The 19,838-nt window shown below is 38.7% G+C and carries 28 protein-coding genes, 1 other RNA gene and 1 pseudogene; 26 read left to right on the top strand and 4 right to left on the bottom strand.

Annotated features, from left to right (window positions below):
* Window positions 1-22: 22 nt before the first annotated feature.
* On the bottom strand, window positions 23-265 hold the full coding sequence (locus DQN24_RS07115; RefSeq protein ID WP_041175320.1) for a hypothetical protein: 243 nt from the start codon (window positions 263-265) through the stop codon (window positions 23-25).
* 35 nt (window positions 266-300) lie between these two features.
* Between DQN24_RS07115 and DQN24_RS07110 the strand changes: the two genes are divergently transcribed.
* The 12 genes and pseudogenes from DQN24_RS07110 to DQN24_RS07055 all read left to right on the top strand — a co-directional run bounded on the left by DQN24_RS07110 (window position 301) and on the right by DQN24_RS07055 (window position 6,002).
* The gene (locus DQN24_RS07110) at window positions 301-498 is read left to right on the top strand and encodes a hypothetical protein (RefSeq protein WP_021035103.1); all 198 of its coding nucleotides are present in this window, start codon (window positions 301-303) and stop codon (window positions 496-498) included.
* Window positions 499-543: 45 nt separating this feature from the next.
* Entirely contained in the window at window positions 544-699 is a 156-nt protein-coding gene (locus DQN24_RS09000) for a hypothetical protein (protein ID WP_005633752.1), read from the top strand.
* Window positions 700-916: 217 nt separating this feature from the next.
* Window positions 917-1,273 (top strand): hypothetical protein, encoded by a 357-nt coding sequence (locus tag DQN24_RS07105; RefSeq protein WP_111695611.1) that lies wholly within the window; start codon window positions 917-919, stop codon window positions 1,271-1,273.
* A gap of 192 nt (window positions 1,274-1,465) precedes the next feature.
* The gene (locus DQN24_RS07100; protein WP_041175321.1) at window positions 1,466-1,714 is read left to right on the top strand and encodes a hypothetical protein; all 249 of its coding nucleotides are present in this window, start codon (window positions 1,466-1,468) and stop codon (window positions 1,712-1,714) included.
* A 91-nt stretch (window positions 1,715-1,805) separates the two neighbouring features.
* Entirely contained in the window at window positions 1,806-2,069 is a 264-nt protein-coding gene (locus tag DQN24_RS07095; protein WP_021035107.1) for a hypothetical protein, read from the top strand.
* 17 nt (window positions 2,070-2,086) lie between these two features.
* Complete coding sequence (locus DQN24_RS07090) at window positions 2,087-2,467, top strand: hypothetical protein (RefSeq protein ID WP_041175322.1); 381 nt, start codon at window positions 2,087-2,089, stop codon at window positions 2,465-2,467.
* A 3-nt stretch (window positions 2,468-2,470) separates the two neighbouring features.
* The gene (locus DQN24_RS07085) at window positions 2,471-2,713 is read left to right on the top strand and encodes a hypothetical protein (protein ID WP_005668404.1); all 243 of its coding nucleotides are present in this window, start codon (window positions 2,471-2,473) and stop codon (window positions 2,711-2,713) included.
* Between the two features lie 125 nt (window positions 2,714-2,838).
* Complete coding sequence (locus DQN24_RS07080; RefSeq protein ID WP_021035110.1) at window positions 2,839-3,147, top strand: hypothetical protein; 309 nt, start codon at window positions 2,839-2,841, stop codon at window positions 3,145-3,147.
* Between the two features lie 9 nt (window positions 3,148-3,156).
* Window positions 3,157-5,284 (top strand): annotated as a pseudogene (locus DQN24_RS07075) (replication endonuclease); the annotation flags it as partial.
* 30 nt (window positions 5,285-5,314) lie between these two features.
* Window positions 5,315-5,452: a hypothetical protein gene (locus DQN24_RS09285; protein WP_021035111.1), complete on the top strand. Its 138-nt coding sequence runs from the start codon at window positions 5,315-5,317 to the stop codon at window positions 5,450-5,452.
* 14 nt (window positions 5,453-5,466) lie between these two features.
* Window positions 5,467-5,835, top strand: a complete 369-nt coding sequence (locus tag DQN24_RS07060; protein WP_054249382.1) for a hypothetical protein — start codon at window positions 5,467-5,469, stop codon at window positions 5,833-5,835.
* Entirely contained in the window at window positions 5,763-6,002 is a 240-nt protein-coding gene (locus DQN24_RS07055) for a helix-turn-helix domain-containing protein (protein WP_331838477.1), read from the top strand. The genes DQN24_RS07060 and DQN24_RS07055 overlap by 73 nt, the downstream gene beginning before the upstream one ends.
* Here the strand turns inward: DQN24_RS07055 and DQN24_RS09165 are convergent.
* The 3 genes from DQN24_RS09165 to ssrA form a co-directional block, all read right to left on the bottom strand.
* On the bottom strand, window positions 5,983-6,645 hold the full coding sequence (locus DQN24_RS09165; protein WP_021035113.1) for a tyrosine-type recombinase/integrase: 663 nt from the start codon (window positions 6,643-6,645) through the stop codon (window positions 5,983-5,985). The genes DQN24_RS07055 and DQN24_RS09165 overlap by 20 nt on opposite strands.
* A gap of 27 nt (window positions 6,646-6,672) precedes the next feature.
* The gene (locus DQN24_RS09160; RefSeq protein ID WP_021035114.1) at window positions 6,673-7,272 is read right to left on the bottom strand and encodes an integrase arm-type DNA-binding domain-containing protein; all 600 of its coding nucleotides are present in this window, start codon (window positions 7,270-7,272) and stop codon (window positions 6,673-6,675) included.
* A 183-nt stretch (window positions 7,273-7,455) separates the two neighbouring features.
* Window positions 7,456-7,821, bottom strand: a transfer-messenger RNA (tmRNA) gene (gene ssrA / locus DQN24_RS07045).
* 171 nt (window positions 7,822-7,992) lie between these two features.
* On the opposite strand from ssrA, the gene dinB reads away from it, so the two are divergent.
* From dinB to DQN24_RS06980, 14 genes are all read left to right on the top strand, one after another.
* The gene (dinB, locus tag DQN24_RS07040; protein ID WP_111695610.1) at window positions 7,993-9,060 is read left to right on the top strand and encodes a DNA polymerase IV; all 1,068 of its coding nucleotides are present in this window, start codon (window positions 7,993-7,995) and stop codon (window positions 9,058-9,060) included.
* A gap of 32 nt (window positions 9,061-9,092) precedes the next feature.
* Window positions 9,093-9,629, top strand: a complete 537-nt coding sequence (locus DQN24_RS07035; protein WP_111695609.1) for an elongation factor P hydroxylase — start codon at window positions 9,093-9,095, stop codon at window positions 9,627-9,629.
* A 200-nt stretch (window positions 9,630-9,829) separates the two neighbouring features.
* Window positions 9,830-10,381: a tetratricopeptide repeat protein gene (locus DQN24_RS07030; RefSeq protein ID WP_111695608.1), complete on the top strand. Its 552-nt coding sequence runs from the start codon at window positions 9,830-9,832 to the stop codon at window positions 10,379-10,381.
* Window positions 10,381-11,592: an MBL fold metallo-hydrolase gene (locus tag DQN24_RS07025; RefSeq protein ID WP_111695607.1), complete on the top strand. Its 1,212-nt coding sequence runs from the start codon at window positions 10,381-10,383 to the stop codon at window positions 11,590-11,592. The genes DQN24_RS07030 and DQN24_RS07025 overlap by 1 nt, the downstream gene beginning before the upstream one ends.
* A 12-nt stretch (window positions 11,593-11,604) precedes the next feature.
* A complete protein-coding gene (locus DQN24_RS07020) occupies window positions 11,605-12,369 on the top strand; it encodes a tetratricopeptide repeat protein (RefSeq protein WP_021035119.1) in 765 nt (254 codons plus the stop codon).
* A 101-nt stretch (window positions 12,370-12,470) separates the two neighbouring features.
* Window positions 12,471-13,013, top strand: a complete 543-nt coding sequence (locus tag DQN24_RS09155; protein WP_227894298.1) for a tetratricopeptide repeat protein — start codon at window positions 12,471-12,473, stop codon at window positions 13,011-13,013.
* 37 nt (window positions 13,014-13,050) lie between these two features.
* The gene (locus DQN24_RS09150) at window positions 13,051-13,398 is read left to right on the top strand and encodes a hypothetical protein (RefSeq protein ID WP_231902248.1); all 348 of its coding nucleotides are present in this window, start codon (window positions 13,051-13,053) and stop codon (window positions 13,396-13,398) included.
* Between the two features lie 109 nt (window positions 13,399-13,507).
* Window positions 13,508-14,590, top strand: coding sequence for a peptide chain release factor 1 (gene prfA / locus DQN24_RS07010; RefSeq protein ID WP_172453998.1), 1,083 nt, complete (start codon window positions 13,508-13,510; stop codon window positions 14,588-14,590).
* A 52-nt stretch (window positions 14,591-14,642) separates the two neighbouring features.
* Window positions 14,643-15,083: an RDD family protein gene (locus DQN24_RS07005; protein ID WP_172453982.1), complete on the top strand. Its 441-nt coding sequence runs from the start codon at window positions 14,643-14,645 to the stop codon at window positions 15,081-15,083.
* Window positions 15,083-15,961 carry a peptide chain release factor N(5)-glutamine methyltransferase gene (prmC, locus tag DQN24_RS07000; RefSeq protein ID WP_111695604.1) on the top strand — a complete coding sequence of 293 codons (879 nt, stop codon included), beginning with the start codon at window positions 15,083-15,085 and terminating at the stop codon, window positions 15,959-15,961. The genes DQN24_RS07005 and prmC overlap by 1 nt, the downstream gene beginning before the upstream one ends.
* Window positions 15,961-16,764, top strand: a complete 804-nt coding sequence (locus tag DQN24_RS06995) for a SirB1 family protein (protein WP_111695603.1) — start codon at window positions 15,961-15,963, stop codon at window positions 16,762-16,764. Before prmC ends, DQN24_RS06995 begins: the two co-directional genes overlap by 1 nt.
* Window positions 16,765-16,778: 14 nt before the next feature.
* Window positions 16,779-17,633: a 3-deoxy-8-phosphooctulonate synthase gene (gene kdsA / locus DQN24_RS06990; RefSeq protein WP_105890905.1), complete on the top strand. Its 855-nt coding sequence runs from the start codon at window positions 16,779-16,781 to the stop codon at window positions 17,631-17,633.
* 58 nt (window positions 17,634-17,691) lie between these two features.
* Entirely contained in the window at window positions 17,692-18,639 is a 948-nt protein-coding gene (locus tag DQN24_RS06985) for a 2-hydroxyacid dehydrogenase (protein WP_110430949.1), read from the top strand.
* The gene (locus tag DQN24_RS06980; RefSeq protein ID WP_111695602.1) at window positions 18,639-19,820 is read left to right on the top strand and encodes a lipoprotein-releasing ABC transporter permease subunit; all 1,182 of its coding nucleotides are present in this window, start codon (window positions 18,639-18,641) and stop codon (window positions 19,818-19,820) included. The genes DQN24_RS06985 and DQN24_RS06980 overlap by 1 nt, the downstream gene beginning before the upstream one ends.
* Window positions 19,821-19,838: the final 18 nt, after the last annotated feature.

The following is a 19,838-nucleotide window of genomic DNA, read 5'->3' as shown; positions in this document are numbered from 1 at the left end:
ATGCTTTCTCAATGTAAACAATCTATTGCACGTTATGTGGCGTGGCTTGCGTTAAAAATGTTGTACCGAGTTTCTCTTGGAAAATCGCAAGCGCCCGCAGCATTTCTTGTGTTGCCTGCGGTGTATAGCGAAAAGTCATCTTCGCCTGTGGCGCACCTGAAACAAACTGAAAATATTCCACCGTCATTTCTCCTGTCTCGGCATGGAAAGTGATGTTGAGCGGTGAATCAACGTCAATGGGGATAACTAGTGTTTCGTCAGTCATGGGAGTTCCTTATTTTTTAAACATGGGAGTGCTTTATGGCAAAAAAAGTGGATGAACAATTATGGGTTCGCATATTAGAACTTGAACAAACCTTGAAAGAACAGGAAAAACAAACCAAGCAAAGAATAGACGAACTGGGACAGCAATACCATGATCACCATAACCATTTACCAGTTTTATGTTTTATCTGCGCTGTAATAGGAACGTTCTGTGCATTCCAATTTTTTAGATAGTAGAAGTATAACAAAGTAAACAAAAACAACAACAAGGAAAAGGGTATGGCGAAAACAGAAAAAAAACGCGAACTAAAATCTGAAATTATTGCATTTCGTGTGACGGCAAGTTTTAAAGAAAAGTTACAAGAAATGGCTCAAGCGGATAAACGGGAATTGAATGATTTTATTCGTTTGAAATTGGAAGAATGTATTAATTAATCAGTCAGTAAGATGACATTAATCCAAACGATTCCAGCAACAATAGACCAGTTAAGGATAAATATGAGAAATCGTAAAAATCGAGTCAGCATGGCATACCTCGTGGCGTTATTTTCAATGGTGTCGTGGTTTATGGTGTTGATTATCTTTTAATTTTAATAACTGTGCAATCCATATTGGGGAATGTGGAGAGCGTAGAACAAAAAAGAAGGTGTGTATGAGTGAAAAAAATAATACTGGCGGAACAGAATGGGAAACCTTAGGCAAAGGGCGTTTTTTGTTGTTGCAAAATCAATATGGCGAATATTCCTTATGGCTGGAAAGCCAAGACGGCTTTCGTGAACGCTATTCAATGGAAAAATTAGAAGAATGGATGAACCTTGCCCTTGAGCAAGGTGTGGTAAATGACGGCAATATTAAACTTTCTCGCTCTTTTACCTTTCGTCCAAAAGAACCCAGAGTCGATCTACGCCTTTCGGCGGAAGTTCCTGACGAAAATCGCCACAGTAGTCAAGATAATTTGCCAATGCGTCAAGCTCAGCAATATTTTGACAATGAATATGTCGGTAAATAAATCCGCGGCATTGAATGCCAACAACAAATTCTTTATCAAACCGTGGGCAAGCATCGGTATCTATTTCAAAGGTATCAATAAATGCGGAAATATGCCGATCGAATTTTGGTAAAGAAAATTTAGGGTAAGTTGAATACATAGAATAGCTCCGTTTAATCAAGATGGAGTTGAGTATAACAAAAGGTGGTGAAAGTGAAAGTTCATGTTAAATGTCCGAAGTGCGGTTCTGAAAATGTTTTTGTTCGCACCTCTGAACGGTTATCTAAGTTAAGCACGCGTTCATTTGGTTATTGTAGTGGATGTCGTGAATGTCGCTTTAAAGTGATTAGTGAGATTGTAGAAGTCGAAACAGCAAGCTTTGAAACCAATCAGCAAGCAATGTTAGGCAGTAAGCCGTTAGACGAAACGGATACTCGCCAAGTCGAAATCCCTACGGGTTAATTCTTAATTTTCCAACAGTAATTTAACCGCCGTCGTTTGAAGAAATTCATTCGACAGGATTTTTGCAACCAAAATTTAGGAGTTTGAGCAAATGACAAGAAAAAAATATGTGTACAGCAAAGAAAAAAACACGCCTCATAGCCGTGTGAATGTGTGGCAGTTGCAACAAAAATTGAATGAACAAACGCGCCATATTTTACTTTTACAACGAGCTATTTCGCACCAAGCAGGTGTGAATGCCCAGCAAGTTTTGCTGAATGAATCATTAAGCGATCGCATTGCATTACTTGAAAAAGCACAGTGGAAACGTGAACAAAGCATTTTCCAATGCGTTACACGGTGGTTCCGTAAATAAATGAATGGGGGGGAGTGATGGTCTTAATGCCTTATTGCTTTGACGATGAAATGGAATCTGCCGCTGAAAAATGGTGCCGTGTAAATCAAGTAAAGGTGCCTGAAATCCGAAGTTTTGATGATGTGCTGCACTCGTTAAGCAAAAGCCAATTCCGTGTAGAACGAGAGTTTGACGGTTTACAACAAGGCTTTCGAGAAATGCTGTTGGAATTAGCCGATTTAGATTTTTCAGATTTACGTGCAGGGCATTTAACAGGCACTAAGCTCCATCACTACACAGAACAAGGACAACGCAAAATAGCCCGTGCACTACGTAAAATGCGGTTACTTTCGGGAATGTTTTCACAAGGCGTAACAGAGCGGGAATTTACTCAAATTGATAAAACGATAGGGGAATAACAAATGGCAGCAATAATTTTAAGCCGTGGTGCTTTGTCTTTTTGTGCAAAAGATGTTTATCACAAGCTAGATAATGCACAAGAACAATTGTTCGCTTATTTCTACCACTTAGATAAGGGCGATGAACAATCAGCGAATACGGCATTTAGTGAATATATCCGTTTGGGCGATATTGCAATTCAAGCGAAACGAGAATTAATGAAAAAACACGCCGAATGGGCGGACTGGAGAGAGAAAAGAAAATGACAAGTTGTTTAGTGATGTTTTTCGTGGTGGTGTTTGCCGTTCTTGGCGTGGCTGTGACGGTAATGGGATTAATTGAGTTTATTACGGACGTGCTAGATAGCCGTTGGTAAAGGAGAAAAAGAATAATGGAAAACAATATTTGTATCGCCCTAGATTGTGGCGCAACGCTAGAAATTTTACCCATCGGCACTCGCTTTCAAGTGGTTGAAGTGATGGGCGATCAAGATAGTTGGTATGGCAAACAAAAAACAAGAACAGTAGGCAATTTACATAACACAATTTGGGGCGCAATTGAAGAAGTACGCCGTTATGACTTAGCCCAATATGAAATGTTGAGTTTGGAAGAATTAGTCAGTGCAGTGAATTCGACCAACAACAAAATCAAAGAATATTTTGAATATCACAGTGAATATTTAGCCAATACAGCAATGTAAGGATTCTTGATGATGAACTGGGAACTTGAGTGTAATGCCAATCTTGCCAAACGTGAGCAAGCGATGGCAGATGCACGTGCAGTGATGATGCAAAGTGCGGTGAATGTTGACCGCACTTCTCTGCCTTTTGATGATGGCAGATACACATCATTACAGCTAGAGTTGTTCGCAGCTAATCCAATCGACTTTGATTTTATTGAACGTAAATTAGAAAGTCTCCCACGCCAACGTCAGCGTGAGCATTTCCGCAAGCTCTATTTAAAAGCCTATCGCTCCATCAAAGATGACGGTTCAATTGCCTTTGCCCTTGGCAATAAACAACGCCGCCATGCCAATGATTATTTGCGCGATGTGTTAGATGTGCGCTTGAAAAAAGTCTTTTCACAATACAACGTGAATATGGATTTTTTGCAAGCGTTCATCAATACGCCTAAATGGTTGCAAGATATAAAACAAGACATTAAAACCCAATTTGAAACACGTTTTGAAGCTAAGTTTATGACCGTGCCAACACGTGAAGAAATTGCCGAGCAGTATAACGAACTTCACAAAATGGGCTTTAATTTTAAGCAATATGGTAAGCAACAAGCTAAAAATGCCAAATTACCGTTTTATTTGCTTACTGAACGTAAGATCAAAAAGATGGCGTATCAAATCGCCACAGCGTTTGAATCATTCCAATTTGAAACGATAAAAAACATCAAGGATTATTATCCCAAACAAACGGCTGATAGCATCAATCAACATTTTTTTGAGCTCTATAAAAAGTGCGGTGAAATGGCACTGGCAATGGGGTTTCAAATTCCCCATTGGGAGAAAATTGAACAAAACAAACCGATTAAAGGGGAATATGTTGATAGCACATTAAGCCGTCTTGTTTGTGAAAAGTGGTGGTTTAAGAAAATACGCACCACACAACGCCGAATAGTTGAACACGTTGCTATTGCCTGTGGCGAGGTGCGTGCCAATGCTGCCAGTTATATTTCCAATCAAAGTTTCCAAGAATGGCAACTGCAACAGCGTAAAAACTATGATTACTTATGCGCAATGATCATTCAAAACGTGGACAATCCAGAAGAACAGGTCGAACTTTTCGATATGTTCTTAAAATCATCATCTAACCCCGCATTACGTCGTAATGAAATGATGGTGCGCTTGCGTGGCTTGGAAGAATGGGCAGAAGAAAACAATAATGAAGCCTTATTTTTAACCCTCACTGCGCCATCATCATTCCATGCAGGAAACGGCAATAAAAAATGGTCGGGGGTGAATCCAAGAGATACGCAAAACTATCTAAACAAAGTGTGGCAACAATTCCGTGCTTTGTTAGCAAAACGTGATATTAAATTTTACGGGATGCGAGTGGCAGAGCCGCACAAAGACGGCACACCACACTGGCATGCGCTAGCTTATGTGCCAGCAGAACATAAAGAAGAAGTCATCCGCTTATTTAAACAAAAAGCTCTAGAGTTAGCGGCAATGAAAAAGGCGCAGCAGAACACCGTTGCAAAGTGGAAGAATGTGATAAAACAAAAGGCAGCGCAACGGCTTACATTGCGAAATACATTGCGAAAAATATTGACGGTTTCGCCCTTGCTGGCGAAGTGTCAGATGAAGACCCGACACTAAGCCTACACGACAACGCATTGCGCGTTTGTGCATGGGCGAGCCGTTGGGGCATTCGTCAGTTCCAATTCTACGGTGGCGCATCCATTTCTGTTTGGCGTGAATTGCGCCGATTGATCAGCGGTCAAGCCGATGATGAACTCATTGATAAAGCGCAAGCAGCAGGTGTGGCGAACGATTATGCCGCTTATATGGAAATTCAGGGGGGTGCACTGGCAAAACGAGAAGAACAGCCAATCAAATTAGATTATGAAACTAAACCGGCAAACAAGTATGGTGAACAGCGCAAAGCGATTATTGGCTTAGCCAATCGCTTTAGCCTTAAGCGGGTGATTTCGCGAACCAAAAGATGGGAGATTAAAAAACGTCCTAAGGACTTTAATCCATCTTTGGTTGAGCGTAGCTCAACCTCTACCAGCGAGCGCAGCTCGGACTTGTGTCAATAACTGTAACCGTTCAAAAATTGAACAGCAAGCTAATTTATTGATGTTGCCTATTGGTTCGCCATTAAAACCGTCACAAATTGACCTTTTAATGCGCCATGGACGGTTACGGCTTAATGACTATCGGTGGATTTGTTGTGAAAACGATGAAGTTTTCATTAAAGAAGAAAAAATTCCGTTGGCTCAAGCCTTTGGTTGGGGCGAGAGCTTGGGGGATTTTAGGGTTAATTAATTAAAAGTGAGGTTAAAAATGAGTAAGTTTTTGAAATTAAATGCAATTGGAGCTGATTTGTTTACAGAGGAGATTATTTTAAATTCCGATTATGTTATTGCAGTGGAAAAAGAAGTAAATATCAATGAAGATGAAGAATTATCAGACTTTGTTGAGCGTAAGAAATGGGATATATCAGCTGCATCATTAATAATAAAACAGGATGCAATTGATTTTATAGATTATGTTTGTGAGAGAACTTGGGACTTAGTGCCAGATAAATTTGCCGCCTGTCCAGCCGACCTTAATGCATTATGCATAGGAAGTAACAGATTATGGGTTACAAATTCAACAGAAGATATTTTGGCACAGTTGAATGGGGTGTTTGTGAGAGAGGGAGATGTTTAATGGAACGATACTTTTCAATCAAAGAGATTGCCCAGACGGGGATTTGTTCAGAAGCAACAGTGAAACGTTGGATTGCTAGTGGAAAGTTAAAGTCTTATAAATTCGGTCGCTCCCGTAAAATTGCGGAAAGCGACTTGAACGAATTCATTAAGACTTGTCGGCGATAATTTCTTTAAATAGACCATTTGCACATTTTTCAACATAGGTTGCCCATTCTTGAAACGTCTTTAATCGGTAAGGCAAATATTCAGCCCGATTATAGGCGTTTCTTATTTCATCGGAATTCAAATGGCTTAGGCAAATTTCGATGATTTCCTTATCCAAGCCAAGTTCTAGGCGATTATCATTGCAATAACTACTGAATAGCGACCGTATGCCGTGATTTGTCATAGTGCCTTTGTATTTGCCGCCGTCCATTGTTTTAATCACTTCATTCGGTGTTTGGCTGTTGATATGCTTTTTATTTCTCGCCTTTGATAAAGTGGACGGGAACAAATATTCCTTATTTGCGTGTTGCTTGATGTATGAAAGCAAGGTTTCTGCCTGTTTACTTAACGGCACAAGGTGCAATCGATCCCCTTTCCCGCCTTTTGAAACTTCCACTTTCCACACTTTACCAGTGGGCAAATGTTCGTGTTCAATGATGTCAGAATATTTTGCACTGACGGTTTCGCTCGCCCTTGTAGCGTTGAGCAAACCCCACAAAATCGCAAGGCGAACAGTTTGTGATATGTTGGCTCGAGCAAGGCTGATCATAAATTCTGGTAAGGTTTTGTAATGAATTGAAGGATGATGTTTGTTTTTGTTCACTGCAGGCAAATCATTACCAAGATATTTCTATTTGTTGATTTCCCAATATTCAAAACGTTCAGCATACTCAGCGATTGACTTTAAAACCAAATAACGCTTTTTCAATTCAGCCGTTGCCCCAGATTGGCGATAAGGTTCAAGCACGGATAAACCGTGTTTTAGAGTCAATTCTTTGAATGGCACGCCACCAATTAAGTCAATAGCGGCGTTCGTGCGTCTTTCTGTATCAATTCTTGTCTTTTCTGTGTAATTGCCTTGTTCTTTGCCAATTTTCGCACGATAGAGCAACCATTCATTTGCAACATGGGAAAAACTCTGTTGTTCTTTTAGTGCGTCTATGACTTGTTTTCGCTCAAATTCGTGTGGGTCAATTTTATTGGCTAAAAGTTGGCGAAATTTAAGCGTTTTTTGACGTGCATATTTAAGCGATACCGCTGGATAAGTGCCGATAGTTTTTTCAGTACGTTTTAATGTGTAGGGGCGTTTGTAATTAAATACCCACGTTTTCACACCGTTTGGCTTGACGACGAGTTTTAACCCATCACCGTCAAATAAATAATAGATCTTTTCCGCCACTTTGGCGTTATTTACCTGTGCAATGGTTAGCTGCTTGATGATTTTTGCCATGGTAGGAATTTCATAAAATGGTAGTAAGATTTTTGCATTGTAAGTTCTTACTACTATTTTTACTACAAAAAATTGTGATATTTCGTGAAATCCACTGATCTTTTATATACCTATAAGACACTAAATAAAAACGGTCAAACCATTGATTTTTCAATAAATTTGACCGTTTGTGATCTTGTTTAGTGGTGGAGCTGGGGGGAGTTGAACCCCCGTCCGAAATTACTCTACCTTTAGTACTACACGTTTAGTCTCGTCTTTAATTTCACTTAAGCATGCGGACAGACACGCTAAACTTAAGCTAGTTTGATTCAATTTAGTGCTTCGATCCTCAAACGGCGGCTTCCACACGATCTCGTTTTGGTTTGACTCCGCGTTATCCCCGTCTTACGAGCGGAAGCTAGGGCGCGAAGGCTAAATGCAGGTTATTAAGCTGCTAAAGCGTATTGTTCGTCGTTTGCGACTATTTTTTTGCGGTTTATTTACGAGGCCTACCGCACCTCGACGTGCACCTTGGGCTTCGCTAATCCCGTCGAATCCAGAATCAGCCCCAAAATTATGCGTAGTCTAGCAAAAAAAGAAAGGTAGGGAAAGTTGAGATTGATTGAATTGCTGCGTTAAAGGGCATTTATAAAAGATTAAATTGCTAGGTTATTAATTTTAATGTATATTTAAACAGTTGTTTGCTTGATTAATATTAGAAAAAATTTAACCGCACTTTTTATGTTGCAAGATAAAAAAATTATTCACATTGATATGGATTGTTTTTACGCATCGATTGAGATTCGTGAAAATCCTAATTTGCTGGGAAAGCCTGTTGCTGTAGGTGGTTCTTCTCGTCAGCGTGGTGTATTAACAACTTGTAATTATGAGGCGAGAAAATTTGGTTTGCATAGCGCAATGCCTACGGCTCAAGCCATAAAAAAGTGTCCTAATCTTATTCTTGTGCCTGTGAATATGACGTTGTATAAACAAGTTTCGGCACAAATTCATCAAATCTTCCAGCGTTACACCGATATTATTGAACCACTTTCTTTAGATGAAGCCTATTTAGATGTCACGCACTGCCAAAAATGTTCTAGCTCAGCCACTTGGATCGCACAAGAAATTCGCCAAGCAATTTTTGATGAGTTGAATTTAACTGCCTCCGCCGGTGTGGCGCCTTTAAAATTCCTTGCCAAAATTGCCTCGGATATGAATAAACCTAATGGGCAATTTGTGATTAAGCCGAACGAAGTCGAGGAATTTATTAAAACCTTACCTTTAAATAAAATCCCTGGTGTGGGTAAAGTAACATCACAACGATTACTCGATATGGGATTAGAAACTTGTGCTGACATTCAAAACTTTGATCAAATCGTCTTATTAAACCAATTTGGTAAGGCGGGTAAACGTATTTGGGGTTTTAGCCACGGCATTGATGAGCGTGAAGTACAAGCCCATCGTGAACGTAAATCAGTCGGCGTAGAACAGACGTTGATTGAAAATATTCACACAATTGAGCAAGCTTCAGCCTTATTGAATAATCTTTATCAAGAACTACTTCGTCGCCTTGAACGTGTTAGCCGTAATATACCGTTATCTGCACTTCGTAAAATTGGCGTAAAGCTTAAATTTGAAGATTTTCAAGTAACTACTTTAGAGAAAACTGGTTTGCCATTTTCTTTAGAGAGTTTTCAGCAATTACTTCCTCAAATTTTTATGCGAGCAAAAGGGCGATCGATTCGTTTGATCGGGCTACATGTCAATTTACCCGAAGAAAATAAACAAGAACAAATGAGCCTCTGGTGATATAATTTCGCGGTTTTTTAGGAGTCGATACAATGGAACATAAATTAGAAGATATTATTGCAATTTTTAATCAATGTTTTGAAGAGGAATACAACACTCGCTTAGTCAAAGGCGGTGATGAGCCCATTTATTTACCCGCAAATGATGAAGTGCCTTATAACGCGATTTATTTTGCGCTAGGCTTTTACAGCAGTGCATTGCATGAAATTGCCCATTGGTTAGTCGCAGGCAAAGAACGCCGTAAACTAGAAGATTTTGGTTATTGGTATGAGCCAGATGGACGTTCAGAAGAACGTCAGCGTGATTTTGAAAAAGTTGAAGTTAAACCGCAAGCATTAGAATGGATTTTAGCAACAGCGGCAGGTTTCCGTTATTTTGCCAGTGCGGATAATTTGAATGGCAATCCGGGCGATACACAGCCTTTTAAACAAGCCGTGTATGAGCAAGTGAAAACCTATGCGGAAAAAGGTTTACCAAAACGAGCTGAAACGTTACGCAAGGCGTTAGTGGTATTTTATGGCACAGAAGATAAAATTGATTTAGCGAAGTTTGATGTCGCGCGTATTTAATAGCGGAAAGTGAGCAAAATGGCTCACTTTTTTCAGTCTTAATCCCCCCAATTCCCTCCTAATTAAATAGTTCAATTTTTAATCATTTCACACCCAGTATACTGGGTGTTGTACTCTCTGTAAAGAGAGTACAACAAAACATCTTGCTAAACAAAAAATGTTTGGTTGTTTCAATTATTGATTAATAAATGGACGATTTTATGAAATTCTCAAAAACACTTATTACTACTGCTATTCTTGGCTTTTCACTTGCTTCTTTTCATTATACTGCTTGGGCAGATACGCCTGCGCAGCAATTCCAACAAGGTTTAACCGCTTATAAGCAAAGCGACTATCAAACCGCCTTTAAACTTTGGTTATCTTTGGCAGAACAGGGGAATGCTATTGCTCAATTTAATTTGGGTTTGATGTATATAAATGGACAAGGCGTCAAACAAGATGATTTTGAAGCAGTGAAATGGTTTCGCAAAGCTGCGGAGCAGGGATATGCAAATGCTCAAATTAATTTGGGTGTGATGTATAAGAAGGGACGCGGCGTCAAACAAGATGATGTTGAAGCGGTGAAATGGTATCGCCAAGCGGCGGAGCAGGGAAATGCAAATGCTCAAGCTCTATTAGGATTAGAATATCTTTTAGGAAAAGGTGTTCAACTCAATAAAGCTTTAGCCAAAGAATGGTTTGGTAAGGCTTGTGATAATGGGGAGAAAATAGGGTGTGAATATTACGGTAAGCTAAATAGAGGGGAATGCTAATGCCAATCTTACAATGCGAATTTTGGAATGTGGGGCAGGGATTATTTTCAAGTGGGCGTATTCAAATGGGAAACGCCCCATCCTTTCATTGGGTTTATGATTGTGGCACGAATTCAAGTCAGAAACTTATCCAAAATGCCGTGCAAAAATATAACCAGCAAGAAAATAATGCTGATATTGATTTATTAGTGCTTTCGCATTTTGATAAAGATCATATTAGTGGTGTAAAAGAACTACTCAAAAATAAGAGAAAAATAAAACGCTGGGTTGTGCCTTATTATCCCTTATGGCAACGCTTAGTAATTGCTTCTCTTTTAGATATTCAGCCAGATGATGAAGAATGGGCATTTTATCAGAACCCTATTCAATATTTAAAAACTGATTTTGCTGAAGAATTAAACGAAACCAAATTTCTCTTATTACCTGCAAAAGAAAATGAGAGTGAAATTTCGATAAGTCTTGATCCAAGTAATTTTGATGATGTACTTTCTTTTGAAACTACTGAAAAATTATCAAATGAATTTGATAAGTCAGAACAAAATTTACATTGGCTTAATCCTAATAAAGCCCTTTTATTTAGAAAAGGCGAAGAGCAGTTTGAATTTGTTTTATATAATGTGCCATTTCATTTGCTTGCAAAAGTGCCAACAAATTTGACCGCTTTTCAAAAGCAGGTTAAACAAATTATTCAATCTCATCGGTCTAATTCCACAGACCCAACTCCAGCCTTAAAAACACTCTACTCTCTCGCATTTGGAAATGGAAGTAAAAACAAAAATATTATTTCTCAATATTTATATATTCGAAATATAAAACTCCCTTCTTTTTGGGGAATGGGAAATAATCATATTTTTGATGTTTCGACAGACAATGAAAATGAAATAGCGGTTATTCCAAAGGATAAAACAAAAAATGCCATTTTATACACCGGCGATGCGTTTTTAAATGATTTGCCATTATTAACCGATTTAACGCAATCATTAGGTGCGGAGAGAATGGCGAGAATTTATTGCTTGCAAGTTCCCCATCACGGTTCAAAGCATAATTGGCAACAAGGATTAGCGAAGATATTGTCGCCTTGTATTAGTGTATTTTCAGCCGATAGCCAACGAAGAAAAGGTCATCCACACGGAGAAGTACTTAAAGATTTTGCGACTTATACGCCAATTTTAGTGAATAAAACTAAAAGATTATCCATTCATTCAATTTAATAGGAAATTAAAATGAAACTCACAAAAACACTTCTTACCACCGCACTTTTAGGTGCTTCTATCTTTTCTTTTCAATCAACCGTTTATGCAATGGAAGAGGAGCAATTTGATAAGATTATTCATTTATTTGAACAGAAAGATTTTAAGTCCGCATTAGCAATTATTCGTCCTTTAGCAGAGCAGGGAGATGGGATTGCACAGGGGATGTTAGCGGTGTTATATAAAAATGGCGATGGCATAAAGCAAGATTATTTTGAAGCGATAAAATGGTATAAAAAATCGGCTGAACAAGGTGTACGTATCGCTCAATATGATTTAGCTGGTATGTATATTAACGGCTTGGGTGTAAAACAAAATTACCAAGAAGGCTTTAAATTATTGAAGGAAGCTGCGGAGCAAGATGATGTTGATGCCCAATTTAAAGTGGGAATGATGTATAAAGATGGAGTTGGCGTAAAACAGAATAATACGGAAGCAGTGAAATGGTTGAAAAAAGCGGCAAATCAAAATGATACTGAATCCCAAATGATATTGGGCGATATGTATTATGATGGCGATGGAGTAAAAGAAAATAAAACTGAAGCCATAAAATGGTATCAAAAAGCAGCAGAAAATAATAATTCTCGAGCGCAGGCAATAGTTGGTCTTGCTTATATGGGCGGAATAGGAGTAAAGCAAAATTTTGCCACTGCCAAAAAATGGTTTGGCAAGGCTTGTGATAATAAAGAGCAAAAAGGTTGTGAGATGTATAAACAATTAAATCAAGGAACAAAATAATGAAGAAAAAATTAACCTTAGCCGTTTTATTATTGGCAGTAATTGGTGGCGGATCGGTGTATTTTACCTAATATTACCCAGAACAGGCAGAAATTCGAAAGTTGGAACGTTTATTAGAGCGTGAACAGCATTATGCAGATGTAAAGGCAAGAAAGGAATTAGAAAACTTTCCTGCTGAACGTTTGCGTGTGTTGGCTGAAAAAGGTTATCCAGTTGCACAATTTCAGTTGGCTCAAGTATATGAAAGTAATAACCAAAAAGAATTTGCTAAAAAATGGTATGAGAAAGCAGCAGCTCAGAATTATGCTGAGGCTTATTATCAATTATCCAATTTAGATAAGCAAAGAGAAGATGAATCCCTTGAAAAAGCTGTTCTATTAGGAAGTTATCAGGCGAAATCTTCGAAAGCTAGGGATTTATATGAAAAGGGAGATAAGCTAAGTGCAATAATGTTACTAAATCAAAATGCTGAGGCAGGGTATCCATCTTCACAGGCAGATCTAGCTGTAGCCTATTTTTATGGAGATGGTGTTCAGCAAGATTGGTCTAAAGCATTTTACTGGTATAGTGAAACTTATAGGAGTATTAACATCAATAATTCGGATGATGTGTTTGTAACATTTGATTTTTCTGAGCATCTTTAGCATTGATATTTACCAAAATTTAGCTACGCTTTATTTATTGGGATTAGGTACGTCAAAAAATGAAAAAATGGTTGAGGAATTGATTAATAAATGTAATCGCCATCTAGGTTGTAAAGGTAAAAAAATTAACGATACCACCGATTTAAAACTGAATATTCTTAGTCGTGATGATTTACCAAATCAACCTGATCTTCAAGAAAAAATCGAAGCGATTAAAGAAGAATTGGTGTTAAGTAAAGATCCGAAAGTGTTAATTAAGCTAGGCGAGTTGGAAAAAGATAAATCCAAAGCCAAAAAATATTTTGGCGATGCTTGCGATTTACGCAGTCAAGAAGGGTGTGATAAATATCGTGAGCTCAATCAAAAACAAGACACCAATAAATAGTGGGTAAATCACAAATAAAGCGTCTGAAATTCTTAATCTCCTTTTCACTGTCAATTCTCCCTAAAATCGGCTAGAATACGCCGATTTTATTTTCGGTGACTTACAAATGATGAAAGATTCCATTATTGCAAAATTAGAAAGTTTAAAAGAACGTTATGAAGAGCTAGAAGCCTTATTGGGTGATGTTTCTGTGATTAGTGATCAGGATAAATTCCGTGCGTATTCTAAAGAATATTCTCAACTTGAAGAAGTGGTGAAATGTTTTAATCGTTGGACGCAATTAAATCAAAATATTGAAGAAGCTGAAATATTGCTCGACGATCCTGAAATGAAAGAAATGGCGCAAATGGAAATCGAAGAATCCAAAGCGGAAATTGAAGAAGTGGAACAACAACTTCAAATTCTTTTATTGCCGAAAGATCCTAATGATGAATATAACTGCTATTTAGAAATTCGTGCGGGAACAGGCGGCGATGAAGCAGGCATTTTTGCGGGAGATTTATTCCGTATGTATAGCCGTTATGCGGAAAGTAAACGCTGGCGTGTAGAAATGCTAAGTGCTAAAGAAAGTGAGCAAGGCGGCTATAAAGAAGTGATCGTAAAAGTAAGTGGAGAAGGCGTGTATGGTCAGTTGAAGTTTGAGTCTGGCGGTCATCGTGTGCAACGCGTACCAAAAACTGAATCGCAAGGGCGTATCCACACTTCTGCTTGTACCGTTGCGGTAATGCCAGAATTGCCGGAATCTGAAATGCCAGAAATTAATCCTGCGGATTTGCGTATTGATACTTATCGCTCATCAGGCGCTGGTGGTCAGCACGTAAATACAACGGATTCAGCAGTGCGTATTACACATATTCCAACAGGCATTGTGGTGGAATGTCAGGATGAGCGTTCACAACATAAAAATAAAGCAAAGGCTTTATCCGTTTTGGCATCTCGTTTAGTTCAACAAGAACAGGAAAAACTAGCGCAAGAGCAAGCAGATACGCGCCGTAACTTATTAGGTTCGGGCGATCGTTCTGATAAAATTCGTACTTATAATTATCCACAAGGTCGAGTCACAGATCATCGTATTAACCTCACTATTTACCGTTTAGATGAAGTAATGAATGGTAAAATTGATGAACTGATTCAGCCGATTATTACTGAATATCAAGCGGATCAGTTGGCGGCATTGTCTGAACAAAATTAATGATAGGGGCGTCTGATTTCAGATGTCCTTTTTAACTTTACAGGGAAATACTATGATCATTGAAAATCAAAAAGATGCTGAATTTTCTTCTGCTTTCCAGCCATCTCAACCCACTCAAGCCAGCCGTTTTAAACGCTGGCTTGCGAGTATGATTAATGGGCTTGTACTTTGGGTGATGGTTGGTCTTGGTTTTGCATTGGGGGATTTTGCTGGTGTATTAGGGACGATGGTATATATTGGTTTTCAGTTATATTTTATGAAAACTTATGGCCAAACAATGGCAAAACGCTGGTTAGGCTTGCGTGTATTTAATTATCATACCAATCAACCCGTTGAATTTGGTAAATACATCGGTCGCGAAATTATTGATATTTTATTGGCGTGGACGAGTTTCTTATTGATTATTAGCGGTATTGTTGCACTGGTGCGAGATGACTGCCGCTCTTTAACTGATTTAGTGGCTGGCACGATTGTGTTAAAAGACGAAAAATAATGAATTATAAAGAATGGCTGGCACAAGCGGAGTCGGATTTAGCACAAAAAAATCCCTCTGAAAATAGTAAAATTGATGCGCTTGTGCTTCTTCAATATGCTACTGGCAAACCGCGTACGCAAATCCTTGCTTTTGATGATACCGAGATTGATGAAAAAGTGCGGTTAAAATTGACCGCACTTTTAGATCGCCGTTTAAACGGAGAACCTATCGCTTATATTCTTGGCGAAAAAGAATTTTGGTCATTGCCATTAAATGTCTCAAAAGTCACCTTAATTCCAAGACCAGATACTGAAATTTTAGTGGAAAAGGCATTACAAATTGCGTTAGAAAAACTGGAAGAAAATCCACCGCACTTTCGTATTCTTGATCTCGGCACAGGCACAGGTGCTATCGCGTTAGCATTAGCCTCGGAGCTTTTCTCTATTTGTCAAAAACAACAGATTTCATTAGAAATCATTGGTGTGGATCTTATGCCCGATGTTGTGGCGTTAGCTCAATCTAATGCAGAAAGAAATCAGCTAAATGTAGAATTTTTGCAGAGCCGTTGGTTTGGAAATATAACAGGGCAGTTTGATCTTATCGTCAGCAACCCACCTTATATTGATGTTCAAGATGAACATTTATGTCAAGGCGATGTGCGTTTTGAACCTCTTTCTGCATTAGTGGCGAATGATGAGGGTTATGCTGATTTACGTCATATTATTGAATTAGCGCCAAGTTATTTGAATGCTAATGGCGCATTATTGCTTGAACACGGATGGCAACAAGGCGAAAAAGTGCGGTCAATTTTCCTCGAAAATCATTGGGAAATGGTTGAAACTGTACGCGATTATGGCGACAATGAACGCGTCACTTTAGGTTTTTGGAAGAAGTAATGAAATATTATCGACGTGCGTTATACGATAAATTTGTGCATTTTTATCTTGTTATCTCTGATGATGGCAGTTTAGAAGCACAACTTCGGGGAAAAATGGGTGGGCTTGTGCGTAAAGCACGTAAAGAAATTTCGCCAGATTGGTCGAAAGAAGAACAGATTCATCATTTGCTACAACTATTTTACGGCGATTGGGGCTTTTGTTGCGATCCAGAAGCGTATTTCTATGCACGTAATTTATATTTGCCCTATGTCCTCGAGTATCGTCAAGGAATGCCAGTGACTCTTGGGGCAATTGTGCTTTATTTAGCTGAGGCATTGGATTTACCGATTTATCCAGTAAATTTTCCAACGCAGCTCATTTTACGTGCTGAAGTAAGAGATGAAGTGGCTTTTATTGATCCTTGGGATGGCACTTATATCTCGCAAGAAAAATTACAGCAACTTTATGAAGGTGCATTTGGCTTTGGGGCGAAAATTCAACCCAAAGAACTTGATAGAGCCGATCTTTCTTTACTTTATTCTCGCTTTGAGCAACTGGCGAAAAATGCGTTAATTCGTGAAGAACATAATGATATGGCATACCGTTATATTGAGAATTTACTGATTGGCAATAATGAAGATCCTTATCATATCCGTGACCGTGGCTTGGTTTTAGCTCAGATGGGGGCTTATCCTTCAGCATTGAAAGATTTAGAGTTTTTTGTGGAACATTGTCCAAAAGATCCAACGGCAGCATTTATCCGCACGCAACTTTTAGAACTTAAAGGCGAAATTAATAAAGATACTTTTCCCCTCCATTAATTTAAGGAAAGTTTATGCAAAATAAAATTGTAAAAATTGGCAATATTGATGTTGCAAATGACAAACCTTTCGTGCTTTTTGGCGGAATGAATGTCCTTGAAAGCCGTGATATGGCGATGCAAGTGTGCGAAGCTTACGTGAAAGTGACAGAAAAACTTGGCGTGCCTTATGTATTCAAAGCGTCTTTTGACAAAGCTAATCGTTCGTCTATTCATTCTTACCGTGGCCCAGGAATGGAAGATGGCTTAAAAATTTTCCAAGAATTGAAAGAGACCTTTGGTGTAAAAATTATTACTGATGTACACGAAATCTATCAATGTCAGCCTGTTGCTGATGTTGTAGATATTATTCAACTTCCCGCCTTTTTGGCGCGTCAAACAGATCTCGTTGAAGCGATGGCAAAAACAGGCGCTGTAATTAATGTGAAAAAACCACAATTTTTAAGCCCTGGTCAAATGGGTAATATTGTGGAAAAAATCGAAGAATGTGGTAACGATAAAATTATTCTTTGTGATCGTGGTACAAATTTTGGTTACGATAATTTAATTGTGGATATGCTTGGCTTTAGCGTAATGAAAAAAGCCTCTAAGGGTAGCCCTGTTATTTTTGATGTAACCCATTCACTTCAATGCCGTGATCCATTTGGGGCAGCATCAAGTGGTCGTCGTGCGCAAGTAACGGAACTCGCACGTTCAGGTTTAGCTGTCGGCATTGCAGGTTTATTCTTAGAAGCGCATCCAAATCCAAATCAAGCGAAATGTGATGGCCCATCAGCGTTACCACTTTCTGCTCTTGAAGGCTTTGTGTCTCAAATGAAAGCTATCGATGATTTGGTGAAATCTTTCCCTGAATTGGATACCTCAATTTAAATTTCATCAAAAGTGCGGTTAATTTTGACCGCACTTTGTATATAAAAAGGAGCAATTAATGAAAATCGTATTTTTAGATAGCACGGCTATTCCTAAACATATTTCAATTCCTCGCCCAAGTTTTGAACATACTTGGACTGAATATGATCATACGTCTTCTGCCGAAACCATTGAACGAGCGAAAGATGCTGATATTGTTATTACCAGCAAAGTCATTTTTGATCGAGAAACGTTAAAACAATTACCTAAGTTAAAGTTGATTGCGATTACTGCAACAGGTACAAATAATGTTGATCTTGCGGCTGCTGAAGAAATGGGTATCGCCGTGCGTAATGTGACAGGTTATTCCAGTACAACTGTGCCAGAACACGTAATTGGTCTGATTTTTTCTTTAAAACACAGTTTGGCTGGTTGGTTACGCGATCAAAGGGAAGCAAAATGGGCGGAAAGTAAACAATTTTGTTATTTTGATTATCCCATTACAGATGTGCGTGGTTCCACATTGGGCGTATTTGGTAAAGGTTGCTTAGGGACAGAAGTAGGGCGTTTAGCTAATGCCGTGGGAATGAAAGTGCTTTATGCAGAACATAAAGATGCCACTGTTTGCCGTGAAGGTTATACGCCTTTTGATGAAGTCTTAAAACAATCGGATATTGTGACGTTGCATTGTCCATTAACGGAAACAACCAAGAATTTAATTAATGCAGAAACCTTATCCAAAATGAAAAAAGGTGCATTTTTGATTAATACAGGGCGTGGGCCTTTGATTGATGAACTTGCCTTAGTTGATGCGTTAAAAACGGGGCATTTAGGCGGAGCGGCTTTGGATGTAATGGTAAAAGAGCCACCAGAAAAAGATAATCCGTTAATTTTAGCCGCAAAAATGATGCCTAATTTAATTATCACTCCACATATTGCTTGGGCGAGCGATAGTGCAGTGACAACATTAGTTGGCAAAGTAATGCAAAACATCGAAGAATTTGTACAACAATTAAATCAAAAATAATGAATTTCCCTATTTCCTTTTATATTGCGCTACGTTATTGGCGTGCGAAAAGTGCGGATCGTTTTGGGCGATTAGTCACAAATCTTGCAAGCCTAGGGATTGTGCTAGGTGTGATGGCATTGATCATTGTGCTTTCTGTGATGAATGGTTTAGAGAATTACCAAAAACAACAGGTGTTATCTTCCATTCCTCACGCAATTGTCAGTGAAGATCAGCTTATTTCTACGGAAAAAACGCTAGAAAATTTACCGCACTTTGTCCAAAAAGCCGTGCCGATCAATACAACAAATGTAATTTATCAAACGACAAAAGGCGTGAGTGCAGGACAAATTATAGGTATTCAATCATTTTCTGATGATCCTTTGGTTGATTCTTTTGAGCAGACTAAATTTAATGAAATTTTGCCTAGTGGGGAGTTTAAACTAGTCATTGGCGATCAATTGGCGCAAAAACTGGGCGTGAATATTGGGGATAAAATCCGTTTGATGATTACGGAAAATAGCCAATATACCCCCTTTGGTCGCGTGCCAATGCAGCGTTTGTTTACTGTTAGCGATATTTATTATGATTATAGCGAAGCATCGGGTTATGAAGCCTTTGCTAATATTACAGATATTGGTCGCTTAATGCGTATTCAACCGCAGCAAGTGCAGGGCTATCGTTTATTTTTGTATGATCCGTTCCAAATTACAGAACTCCCACAACATTTCCCAACACAAAAAATCACGGATTGGCGTGTGCAAAAAGGCGAATTTTTCCAAGCGGTGAGAATGGAAAAAAATATGATGGGATTGCTGATTAGTTTGATTATTGTCGTGGCGATTTCCAATATTGTCACTTCGTTAAGTTTGATGGTGGTGGATAAACAAGGGGAAATTGCGATCTTGCAAACTCAGGGCTTAACAAAATCTCAAGTTCGTTCAGTGTTTATTTATCAAGGATTACTGGTGGGATTTGTTGGCACATTGCTCGGTGCTATTTTGGGTGTTTTAGTTACCTTGAACTTAACAGAGATTGTAAGTGCGGTAAATCCTCAAGGTGTTTTTTTACCGACAGAGTTATCCTTTGTTCAAATGATTTTTGTCATTGGATTTTCCCTGTTGCTTTCTTTACTTTCTACACTTTACCCTGCTTATCGTGCGGCGAAAGTAGAACCTGCCGCTGCCTTGCGATATGAATAAGTTTTAATGGTAAATGAA

Origin of the sequence: Haemophilus influenzae (assembly GCF_900475755.1) — a bacterium.
Taxonomy (GTDB): domain Bacteria; phylum Pseudomonadota; class Gammaproteobacteria; order Enterobacterales; family Pasteurellaceae; genus Haemophilus; species Haemophilus influenzae_D.
This window is presented reverse-complemented; position numbering and strand designations above follow the sequence as displayed.

Bases quoted from the DNA above. Each gene is read 5' to 3' on its own strand.
- DQN24_RS07055 (WP_331838477.1), top strand. From the start codon at position 5,763: ATGGGTTACAAATTCAACAGAAGATATTTTGGCACAGTTGAATGGGGT.
- DQN24_RS09160 (WP_021035114.1), bottom strand. From the start codon at position 7,272: ATGGCAAAAATCATCAAGCAGCTAACCATTGCACAGGTAAATAACGCC.
- DQN24_RS07005 (WP_172453982.1), top strand. From the start codon at position 14,643: ATGATCATTGAAAATCAAAAAGATGCTGAATTTTCTTCTGCTTTCCAG.
- DQN24_RS07085 (WP_005668404.1), top strand. From the start codon at position 2,471: ATGGCAGCAATAATTTTAAGCCGTGGTGCTTTGTCTTTTTGTGCAAAA.
- DQN24_RS07080 (WP_021035110.1), top strand. From the start codon at position 2,839: ATGGAAAACAATATTTGTATCGCCCTAGATTGTGGCGCAACGCTAGAA.
- DQN24_RS09000 (WP_005633752.1), top strand. From the start codon at position 544: ATGGCGAAAACAGAAAAAAAACGCGAACTAAAATCTGAAATTATTGCA.
- DQN24_RS06980 (WP_111695602.1), top strand. From the start codon at position 18,639: ATGAATTTCCCTATTTCCTTTTATATTGCGCTACGTTATTGGCGTGCG.
- DQN24_RS07025 (WP_111695607.1), top strand. From the start codon at position 10,381: ATGCCAATCTTACAATGCGAATTTTGGAATGTGGGGCAGGGATTATTT.
- DQN24_RS07110 (WP_021035103.1), top strand. From the start codon at position 301: ATGGCAAAAAAAGTGGATGAACAATTATGGGTTCGCATATTAGAACTT.
- DQN24_RS07090 (WP_041175322.1), top strand. From the start codon at position 2,087: ATGGTCTTAATGCCTTATTGCTTTGACGATGAAATGGAATCTGCCGCT.
- DQN24_RS07020 (WP_021035119.1), top strand. From the start codon at position 11,605: ATGAAACTCACAAAAACACTTCTTACCACCGCACTTTTAGGTGCTTCT.
- DQN24_RS07030 (WP_111695608.1), top strand. From the start codon at position 9,830: ATGAAATTCTCAAAAACACTTATTACTACTGCTATTCTTGGCTTTTCA.
- DQN24_RS07115 (WP_041175320.1), bottom strand. From the start codon at position 265: ATGACTGACGAAACACTAGTTATCCCCATTGACGTTGATTCACCGCTC.
- DQN24_RS07095 (WP_021035107.1), top strand. From the start codon at position 1,806: ATGACAAGAAAAAAATATGTGTACAGCAAAGAAAAAAACACGCCTCAT.
- DQN24_RS06995 (WP_111695603.1), top strand. From the start codon at position 15,961: ATGAAATATTATCGACGTGCGTTATACGATAAATTTGTGCATTTTTAT.
- DQN24_RS06985 (WP_110430949.1), top strand. From the start codon at position 17,692: ATGAAAATCGTATTTTTAGATAGCACGGCTATTCCTAAACATATTTCA.
- DQN24_RS07105 (WP_111695611.1), top strand. From the start codon at position 917: ATGAGTGAAAAAAATAATACTGGCGGAACAGAATGGGAAACCTTAGGC.
- prfA (WP_172453998.1), top strand. From the start codon at position 13,508: ATGAAAGATTCCATTATTGCAAAATTAGAAAGTTTAAAAGAACGTTAT.
- DQN24_RS07060 (WP_054249382.1), top strand. From the start codon at position 5,467: ATGAGTAAGTTTTTGAAATTAAATGCAATTGGAGCTGATTTGTTTACA.
- prmC (WP_111695604.1), top strand. From the start codon at position 15,083: ATGAATTATAAAGAATGGCTGGCACAAGCGGAGTCGGATTTAGCACAA.
- DQN24_RS07035 (WP_111695609.1), top strand. From the start codon at position 9,093: ATGGAACATAAATTAGAAGATATTATTGCAATTTTTAATCAATGTTTT.
- DQN24_RS09285 (WP_021035111.1), top strand. From the start codon at position 5,315: ATGGACGGTTACGGCTTAATGACTATCGGTGGATTTGTTGTGAAAACG.
- dinB (WP_111695610.1), top strand. From the start codon at position 7,993: ATGTTGCAAGATAAAAAAATTATTCACATTGATATGGATTGTTTTTAC.
- kdsA (WP_105890905.1), top strand. From the start codon at position 16,779: ATGCAAAATAAAATTGTAAAAATTGGCAATATTGATGTTGCAAATGAC.